Genomic DNA, 8,557 nt, shown 5'->3' on the forward strand with positions numbered 1-8,557 from the left:
GGGGCCAATGCCGGGGCCAGTGCCGGGGCCGCGCGGCTGGCAGGCATCACTGCCGGCGGTTGCGACCGCGGCAACGGCGCTGCCGGCGGGCTTGCTGCAAGCGGCGGAACCGCACAACACGGCATTGATCGCGGCGATCTCAGCAGCGGCGATGCCGGCGCCGATGCTGCTGCACGTGCAAGCGTTGCCGGTCATGCCCGCGCCAACCATGCCCGCGCAGGCTGCGATGCCGCCGGTTGCCGACGCGGTCACTGCCGCGATCCGGCCGTTGCCGGCGCGCATCAGTTGGCTGCGCGCCGGTGCCGCCCAATCCTCCTATGCCGGGGCAGCCGCCGCCGGTGAGCCAGCCGTGCCGCCGGCTGGCCTGCTGTTGCAGCCCTTGCTGCCGGCCTTGCCGCTGCCCCAGCCGGCAGCACTTCAGCCGATCGGACAACCCGCAGCCACCGCGCCGCCGTCGGGCCGCAGCGAGGCTGCGGATGCGGCCGAATTTGCTGCCCAGCAGGCTGGTTCTGCCGATGCGCCGTTTCCTGCGTCTGGGCCAATATCTGGGCCAGCATCTGGGCCTGCCTTTCCTGTTGCAGGCGCAGCGCTGCCAGACCGGCCCGCCGCGGCGGCCGTGCTGCCGGCCGAACTGGCGTTGGCCGCATCTGGCACCGAGCTTGCCCCGCCGCAATCTTCACCGCCGCAACTGCCATTGCAGCCCACCGCGTCGGCGCCATCGGCCAGCGCGGCAGCGCTGCCTGGCGGCGCGGCCGCTGTGCCGGCGCTGCCTGATCCGTTGCTGGCCATCGCGTCCGAGCGATTGGGCGCCGTGCAGGTCGATGTGTCGGGCAGCCTTGATCGCCTGGAGGTCAATCTGTCTGCCAGCGCAGCGGCTGCGCCGATCCTGGCCGGCGAAGTGGCCCGGCTGGCGCAGGATCTTGCCGCCGCTGGCATCGCCCTCGCCAGCTATGCCGTCAACGGCCAACGCGCCGATGTTGCAGCGCAGCCAGTCGCCACTGCGGCCGCTGCCGGTTTTGGCAGCGCCACCGGCGGCAACAGCGGGCAGCATTCGGCCGGCACTGGCGGAAATGGCGGCCAGCACGCCGCCGCCGGGTCGCCTGTCTCGGCCGTATTTGCCGGCAACACACCGCCAGGCGTCTCTGCCCGCCGTAGCCTGTCCCCCTCTGATCGTTTTGCCTGAAGGAACCTGTCATGGCCGATGCCAAGCCTGAAAAACCCGCCAAGCCCAAGCGCAACATCATGGGCATATTGGTGCCGATGATTGCCTTCGTGGCCGGCGCCGGTGCTGGCGGTGCCGGCGCCGCGATTGCCCTGCTGCAATTTGGCGGCGGCGGCGGCGGCGGCGGCGAACATGCCGCTGCCGGCCACGCCGAAGCGCCGGCGCCGCACGCTGGCCCGCTGGAATATGTCGAAGTGGACAACAGCTTTACGAGCAATCTGGCCGATTCCGGCCGCTATCTGCAGATCAAGCTGTCGATCTCCACGTTTGGCGGCGAAGAAGCCGTGACGATGTTTGGCAAGCACAAGCCGGCGGTGGTGTCGGCAGTGCTGGCGGCGCTGGGCGAAGCGCGCGATGCCGATATCGCAAGCACGGCGGCCAAGGATGTGCTGCGCAGCCGCCTCAAAGACGTGATCAACACCGTCCTGAAAAACAAGGGCGAACCGGGCATCGTGGAAGAAGTGTTCTTCACGTCGCTGGTGGTGCAATGAGCAATCTGCTGGTCCGCACCGAAGGGCCGCCGCCGCAAGACTTCGTGGATGATTGGCGGCCACGATCGGCCAAGGCACTGCCTGATGATGGCGATGATACGCCGTTCATGCCGCTGATGCTGGCGCTGGAAAACGTGTTGGGCGAATTGTTCGGCATGGTGGTGGCCGTGCATCCCGGCCGCGGCCTGCTGCCCGGCGCGCCCGATATTGCGCCTGAAATCGGTGCCATGCTGGCCAGCATGCGGCTGGGCGGTGATGCGGCCCGGCCAGTGCCGCATGTGTCGGGCCTGACCACGGCGCGCCATGCCGGCCTGATTGCGCAGATCCTGCAGCCAACCGTGTTGCAACTGTGGCCACCCGAAGCCCGCCGGCCGGCACTGATTGTCGATGTGGTGGTCACCACCGGCACCGGCGATCCGGTGGTGGGCAGCATGCGGTTGCCGGCGCCGGCCGCACCGGTGCCGCTGGTGCCGCCGCAGCCACTGGGCGCCGCCGGGCTGCAATTGCCGATGCGGCTGGCAGTGCGCCTGGCCGAAGCCGATGTGCCGCTGGCGCGCCTGCTGCCGTTGCGGCCCGGCCTCGTCATCAGCTTTGATATCTGCGCCGAAATGCCGGTGTTGCTGGGCGATCACCGCCTGGCGCTGGCCACGCTGATGCCGCTGGCGGATGGCCGTCAGCAGGCCAGCATCGTCGCACTCGATCTAAAACCCCAAGGAGAACGTATATGAGCATTGATCCTGGCAATCTGCATGGCCAACCCGTTGATGCACCGGCCGATGTCGCCTGGCTGGGCGCGTTTGGCGCCATCAGCGTGCGGCTGGCTATCGAAGTGGGCGGCATCCGCCTGAAATTGGCCGATGTGATCGGCATGACCGCTGGCCAGGTGCATGTGCTGGACCGGCGGGTTGATCAGCCGGTGGATGTGCTGATTTCGGATCGGCTGGTTGCGCGCGGCGAAATCGTTTCGGTCGGCGACAAATTTGGCGTGCGCCTAACCGAGGTGCTGACGGGCAGCGGGCTGTGAGCGTGGTTGCCGGTAGCAGCGGGCTGCCGTTTGCCAGCCAGTTCATTGCTGGCCTGCTGGACGGGCTAAAGCGGCGGGCGGCCGGGCTGGCATTGCCGGCGGCGATGCAGCTGCGGCTGCCGGCCCGGCATGCGCAGGTGGTGCAGGCGCTGCCGATCGGGCCGGGTGTGCGCCTGCTGGTGGTGGAATTTGGCGGGCGGCGGCTGCTGATCGGCCAATCGCGCGCCGGGCTTAGCGCGCTGTCTGATCTGCCCGCCGAATGACCGAGGTGTCGGCCTTGCCGCTGAACCTGCCGCCGTTGACGGCATCGCTGCAGATCTTGCTGCTGATGTCGGCATTGACGCTGTTGCCGGCGGCGCTGCTGATGATGACGGCATTTACGCGCATTGCCATCGTGCTGGCGATTCTGCGGCAGGCGCTGGGCCTGGGCCAAAGCCCGCCCAATCAGCTGCTGGTCGGCACGGCGCTGCTGTTGACGGTGTTTGTCATGAAACCGCAGCTTGATCGCATTCACGATATGGCGTGGACACCGATGGTGGCCGGCACGCTGCCGGCCGAACAGGCGCTGGCACAGGCCGGCGCTGAGCTGAAACGCTTCATGCTTACGCAGACCCGCAAGAAGGATATCAGCCGTTTTGCCGAAATCGCCGGCGGCGGGCCTTATGCGCAAGCCGCCGATGTGCCGCTGATCGTGGTGATGCCGGCCTTTGTGGCCAGCGAATTGAAAACCGCGCTGGAAATCGGCCTGGTGATCTACCTGCCGTTTCTGGTCATCGATCTGGTGGTGGCATCGATCCTGCTGGCGATGGGGATGATGATGGTATCGCCGGCCACGGTGTCACTGCCGGTCAAGATCGCGCTGTTCGTCATGGTCGATGGCTGGACGCTGGTGCTGGGCGCACTGGCCAAAAGCTTTGGGGACGGTTCATGATCAGCGGCGCGGCGCAGCCCGATGACGTGATGCTGGCGGATCTGGCGCGCGAAGCCGTGCTCTTGTTTGCCGGCACGGCCGCGCTGTTTCTGGTGCCGCTGCTGGTGGTGGCCGTGCTGGTTGGCCTCATACAAACGATTTTTTCCGTGCAGGAAAGCAGCATCAGCTTCTTGCCCAAGCTGGCGGCGCTGGTGGTGGTGATTGCCATCGCCGGTGAAGCCGCCATGCTGGCGCTGGCGGATTTCCTGACCACCGGCCTGCTCGATATGGTCGGCGCGATTCAATGAATTTTGCGCTCCCGGCCTTTGATGCGGTGCCGTGGTTTGTGCAGTTCACGCTGGCGGCGGTGCGGCCATTGGCGTGCGTGATGCTGTTGCCGCCGCTGGCCGGGGCGATCCTGCCGTGGCGGGCGCGGCTGGCGCTGGTGGCGGCGCTGGCGCTGTTTGGCGGCTTCCGGCCGGGTGCGCCGGTGCTGGTGGCCGGGATAATCCCGGCGGAACTGCTGGCGGGAATGGTGGCCGGGATGGGGCTGGCGCTGGCGTTTGCGGCGGCCACGCTGGCGGGCGAATTGCTGGCGCAGATGGTCGGGCTGGGATTTGCCAATCTTGGCCCGGCGGGCGGCAATGCCGGCGCGCTGTCCGGCCTGTTCACCACGCTGACGTGGGTGGCGCTGCTGATTGGCGATCTGCATCTTGATCTGTTTGTGGCGCTGGCGGTGGGTGTGGGCCAGCCGGCGGCCAGCCTGGATTTGGGCGATGTGGCGGCGCACGGCGCCTTGATGTTCCTGTGGGGGCTGCGGGCGGCGCTGCCGGTGCTGGCGGTAATGCTCTTGGCGCAGGCGGTGGTGGCGATTGCCAGCCGGGCGGCGCCGCAATTGTCGGCGATGGCGGTTGGCCCGGCGGCGCTGCTGGTGGCCTTTGTGCTGCTGCTGCCGCTGCTGTTCGATCATCTGCTCGGGCGCTTGTCGCAGGCGCTGGCCAGCGGGCTGGGGCTGGTGGGCTGATGGCGGGGGACAAAACCGAACTGCCTACACCGCGCCGCCGTGAAAAGGCGCTGGAAGACGGCAATGTCTTTGCCCCCAAGGAAATCGGCGCGGCGGGCAGCCTTGCGGTGGCCGGGTTGTTTCTGGCGCTGGCCGGGCCGGCACTGTGGGCGGCAATGGCGGCATTTCTGGCCGACAGCCTGGCCGGCGCGGCCAGCGCTGATGCCGCGGCCTTGCTGCGCCGAATGCCGATTGCATGGCCATTGGCGTTGTTTGCGGCGGTGGCAGTGGTGGGATTCGGGCTGGCGCTGGCCACCACCCGCCATGTGTCTGCCAAGATGATCGCACCGAAATTTTCAAAATTGTCGCCGGTGCAGGGTTTCAAGCGGATTTTTGGCTGGCAGGGCCTGGCCGGCGCCGCCACGGCGCTGCTCAAGATCGGCGGCATGGCGGCCCTTGCGTGGACGGTGCTGCTGCCGCTGCTGCCGGAACTGATTGCCGGCGATGAAGCCAGCCTGCCGGCAGTGGGCGCGGCGCTGCTGCGGCTGGCGCTGGCGGCGGCGCTGCTGATGACGGTGGTGGCGCTGGTCGATGCCGGCTTTGCGTGGTGGAAACGCGAGCAGGGCCTGAAGATGACCCGCGAAGAGGTGAAGCGCGAATCGCGCGAAAACGATGGTGCGCCCGAACTCAAGGCCGCGGTGCGCCGCGCGCAGATGGCCGCCGCGCAAGGCCGCATGCAAAAGGGCGTGGCAGAGGCGGCGGTGGTGATCGTCAATCCCGTCCACTTTGCCGTGGCGCTGCGCTACCGTGTTGGCGTTGATGAAGCGCCGGTGGTGGTGGAAAAGGGCCGGCTGGACATGGCCCACGCGCTGATTGCTGCCGCCCGCACTGCCGGCGTGCCGATCATCCGCACGCCGCGGCTGGCGCGCGCGCTGTTCTGGTCCGCGAAGCGCGGGCAGATGGTGCGCCCGGAATTGTTCCCGGCGGTGGCGACGATATTGGCATTCGTGATGCGGTTCGATGATCCCGAAAGCGAAGCGACCCCCGATGTGTTCGTGCCGCCGACGCTGGATTTCGATGAGCATGGCCAACCGCGCAAACCCGGCGCGCCGCTGCCGTTGTAAGCCCAGAGGAACACGCAATGGCCACCAATGCACTCACCGCGCTGAACGCCGGGTCCGGCCTGGACAGCCGCGCGCTGGTTGACGGGCTGGTCGGCGTGGAACGCTCATCGAAAAGCGAGCCGATCAACCGCAAGCTGGAAACGCTGAACGCGCGTATTTCGGCGCTGGGGCAGCTGCGTTCGGCCTTGACCGGGATTGCCACCTCGCTGGACACGCGGGTGCGCTCCGGGGAGCTTGGGCTGCAACTGGCCAGCAGTGACAGCGCGATTTCCATCGAGCGGATCGGCACTGGACCGGCCGGCGCGCTGGCATCGGGCGTGGCGGTGACCGTGTTGGCCGGGGGGCAGCGCCTGAGCAGCGCGGCCATCAGCGGCGGTGCCAGCGCTGCCGTTGGCGAAGGCACGCTGACGATCATCACCGGCCGGCGCACGCCCTTGGCCCCGAGCGGCTTCAGCTTTGCCGGTGGGGCGGCACCATCGGTGAATATCAACATCACGTCAGCCAACAACAGCCTGCAGGGGCTGGCGGCGGCAATCAATGCCAGCGATGCCGGCATTACCGCCAGCATCATCGCCAGCCAGGGCAATGCCACATTGGTGCTGCGCGGGCCGGAAGGGGCGGACAACGCCTTCATCATCAGCGCTGCGCCGACAGGTGTTGGTCCCGGTTTGGAGCGGTTCAACCACACGCCCGGCGCCGAAACGCTGGTGCACGGCGAAGCGGCGCGCAATGCCGAATTGTCGGTGGACGGCGTTGCCGTAACGCGCGGATCCAACCGCATCGACGATCTGATCCCCGGTGCCCGCCTGACGCTGCGCCGGCCGGCCAGCGGTATGGCGATCACCGCGGCGCGCGATGGCCAGGCATTGTCGGGCGCGCTGGCGGATTTTACCGGCACCTTGCAGGCGATGCGCCAGTTGATCGGCGATTTTCGGCGGCCATCGGCCAATGGCGATGCACCGGGGCCGCTGGCCACCGATGCCACGGCGCGCCTGCTCGATCAGCGGATCACGCGGCTGGTGACGGCGGCGGTGCCGCAGGCCAATGGCCTGCGCCTTGCCGATCTGGGGGTGAGCGTGGCGCGCGATGGCAGCATCACCGTGGATGCCGCGCGGCTGGCCAATCTGCCGCCAACACGGCTGGGCGATGCCGAAGCCTTGCTGCGCGAAATGACCGGCGCGGCCCGGGCGGACCGGCCCAACCGCCTGCAAAGCATTGCCCAGATTGCGGGCACCGCCAGCGACGGGCTGGTCCGCCAGCGCGAAGCCGCAACGCGCGATCTGGCCAAGGTGGATGTGCAGGTTGCGGCGCTGCGCACGCTGCTGACGCGGCAATTTTCGGCGATGGATACGGCGGTGGCGCAATCGCGCGCGGTGGGCGCGCAGTTGAACCAGCTAGTCGATAGCTGGTTCCGCGCCGAGGCTTGATCGCCATTCTTCGCCGCGTTCCTCGATGGGCCGGTCTCCAAGATCGTTCGCGTGCGCTGCGATCTCGAAACGGCGCATTTTTTCGATCAAGGTGGTACGCTGCAAGCCGAGCAGGCGGGCGGTGCGGGCGATGGTGCCGCCAGTGAACGCCAGCGCCTGACGGATATAGGCGCATTCCAGATCGGCCAGATGCTGGCGCAGATCCATGCCGTCCGGCCCCAGCTGCGGCAGCTGCTTTGCCGGCGCTGCATGGCTTGATTTGGGCGCGTGCAGCGCCGCCATCCGCGGCAGCTTGATTGGCTTTGGCGCCAATTCCGGATCGGGATCAGGATCGCGGTGCGATGTGCGCAGCAGGCAGGCCAGGCCTTCGGAGCCGATGATCTCGCCGGGGTGATGCACACAGGCGCGTTCGATGAAATTGCGCAGTTCGCGCACATTGCCGGGCCACGGCCATGCCATCAGCACGGCAATCGCTGCCGGCGTGAACCGCACCGGCTGCCGATGATGTGCCAGGAAATGCTCAACCAGCGGCGGCACATCTTCGGGGCGCTGCGCCAGCGCCGGCAGGTGGATATGGATCACATCCAGCCGGTACATCAGATCGGCACGGAACCGGCCAGCGGCAACGGCGGCTTGCAGATCGACGCCGGTGGCCCCGACAACGCGCACATCCACCGGGATCGGCAACATGCCGCCCACCCGTTCGACCACCCGGGTTTCCAGTGTGCGCAGCAGCTTGGCCTGCATGGCCATCGGCATGTCGCCTACTTCGTCCAGAAACAAGGTGCCGCCGTGCGCCGCTTCGAAACGGCCGGCCCGGGCCTTGACCGCGCCGGTGAAGGCACCCTGTTCGTGGCCGAACAATTCGGATTCCAGCAGATCGGCCGGCAAGGCGGCGCAATTTATGGCCACAAAGGGCCGCGCTGCCCGCCGGCTGCGCTGATGCAGCTTTTGCGCCACCACGTCCTTGCCGCTGCCCGACGGTCCGGTGATCAGCACCGATGAAGCGGCATCGGCGATCTTGGCAATTTCAGCGCGAATGGCGACGATGGCTGGGCTTGCACCGATCAGCCGGGCCAATTGCGGTTCGCCATGGAACAATACGCGGTCCATTGGGCGATCGATAGAGCGTGTGGACTTACCGCGCATGTGGCAACCCTTAACGTTCACGTAACACATGCTGATGAATAGGAAACGGAGCGTCGCCAATTCCCAGCCCCTACACTCTTATTGACTGCGCTTGATTTTTTTAGTGTTTTTGCCCCCAATATGATTTCTATAATCGCGCAAACTGCCATAGACTGTGCCGGACCGGAGATTTCATGAACGACTGTCGCATCCTGCTGCTCGATTCCG

11 protein-coding genes and 1 pseudogene are annotated in these 8,557 nt (G+C 67.3%); 10 read left to right on the forward strand and 2 right to left on the reverse strand.

The window, feature by feature from the left end:
* From ABWP50_RS07085 to fliD, 10 genes and pseudogenes are all read left to right on the forward strand, one after another.
* A pseudogene (locus ABWP50_RS07085) lies at positions 1-1,183 on the forward strand (hypothetical protein); the annotation flags it as partial.
* A gap of 11 nt (positions 1,184-1,194) precedes the next feature.
* On the forward strand, positions 1,195-1,713 hold the full coding sequence (locus ABWP50_RS07090) for a flagellar basal body-associated FliL family protein (RefSeq protein WP_353217294.1): 519 nt from the start codon (positions 1,195-1,197) through the stop codon (positions 1,711-1,713).
* Positions 1,710-2,441: a hypothetical protein gene (locus ABWP50_RS07095; protein ID WP_353217295.1), complete on the forward strand. Its 732-nt coding sequence runs from the start codon at positions 1,710-1,712 to the stop codon at positions 2,439-2,441. The genes ABWP50_RS07090 and ABWP50_RS07095 overlap by 4 nt, the downstream gene beginning before the upstream one ends.
* Positions 2,438-2,737, forward strand: a complete 300-nt coding sequence (locus ABWP50_RS07100; RefSeq protein WP_353217296.1) for a FliM/FliN family flagellar motor switch protein — start codon at positions 2,438-2,440, stop codon at positions 2,735-2,737. Before ABWP50_RS07095 ends, ABWP50_RS07100 begins: the two co-directional genes overlap by 4 nt.
* The gene (locus tag ABWP50_RS07105) at positions 2,734-3,000 is read left to right on the forward strand and encodes a flagellar biosynthetic protein FliO (RefSeq protein WP_353217297.1); all 267 of its coding nucleotides are present in this window, start codon (positions 2,734-2,736) and stop codon (positions 2,998-3,000) included. The genes ABWP50_RS07100 and ABWP50_RS07105 overlap by 4 nt, the downstream gene beginning before the upstream one ends.
* Positions 2,997-3,668 (forward strand): flagellar type III secretion system pore protein FliP, encoded by a 672-nt coding sequence (fliP, locus tag ABWP50_RS07110; protein WP_353217298.1) that lies wholly within the window; start codon positions 2,997-2,999, stop codon positions 3,666-3,668. The genes ABWP50_RS07105 and fliP overlap by 4 nt, the downstream gene beginning before the upstream one ends.
* Positions 3,665-3,955, forward strand: a complete 291-nt coding sequence (locus ABWP50_RS07115; protein WP_353217299.1) for a flagellar biosynthetic protein FliQ — start codon at positions 3,665-3,667, stop codon at positions 3,953-3,955. The genes fliP and ABWP50_RS07115 overlap by 4 nt, the downstream gene beginning before the upstream one ends.
* On the forward strand, positions 3,952-4,671 hold the full coding sequence (locus tag ABWP50_RS07120; protein ID WP_353217300.1) for a flagellar biosynthetic protein FliR: 720 nt from the start codon (positions 3,952-3,954) through the stop codon (positions 4,669-4,671). Before ABWP50_RS07115 ends, ABWP50_RS07120 begins: the two co-directional genes overlap by 4 nt.
* Positions 4,671-5,774: an EscU/YscU/HrcU family type III secretion system export apparatus switch protein gene (locus ABWP50_RS07125; protein WP_353217301.1), complete on the forward strand. Its 1,104-nt coding sequence runs from the start codon at positions 4,671-4,673 to the stop codon at positions 5,772-5,774. Before ABWP50_RS07120 ends, ABWP50_RS07125 begins: the two co-directional genes overlap by 1 nt.
* A 17-nt stretch (positions 5,775-5,791) precedes the next feature.
* A complete protein-coding gene (gene fliD / locus ABWP50_RS07130) occupies positions 5,792-7,201 on the forward strand; it encodes a flagellar filament capping protein FliD (protein ID WP_353217302.1) in 1,410 nt (469 codons plus the stop codon).
* Here the strand turns inward: fliD and ABWP50_RS07135 are convergent.
* Positions 7,169-8,314: a sigma-54 interaction domain-containing protein gene (locus ABWP50_RS07135; protein ID WP_353217303.1), complete on the reverse strand. Its 1,146-nt coding sequence runs from the start codon at positions 8,312-8,314 to the stop codon at positions 7,169-7,171. The genes fliD and ABWP50_RS07135 overlap by 33 nt on opposite strands.
* A gap of 53 nt (positions 8,315-8,367) precedes the next feature.
* The coding region (locus ABWP50_RS07140; protein WP_353217304.1) for a hypothetical protein at positions 8,368-8,557 on the reverse strand (190 nt) is incomplete at its 5' end.

This window comes from Sandarakinorhabdus sp., assembly GCF_040398645.1.
In the GTDB taxonomy this organism is placed as follows: Bacteria; Pseudomonadota; Alphaproteobacteria; order Sphingomonadales; family Sphingomonadaceae; genus Sandarakinorhabdus.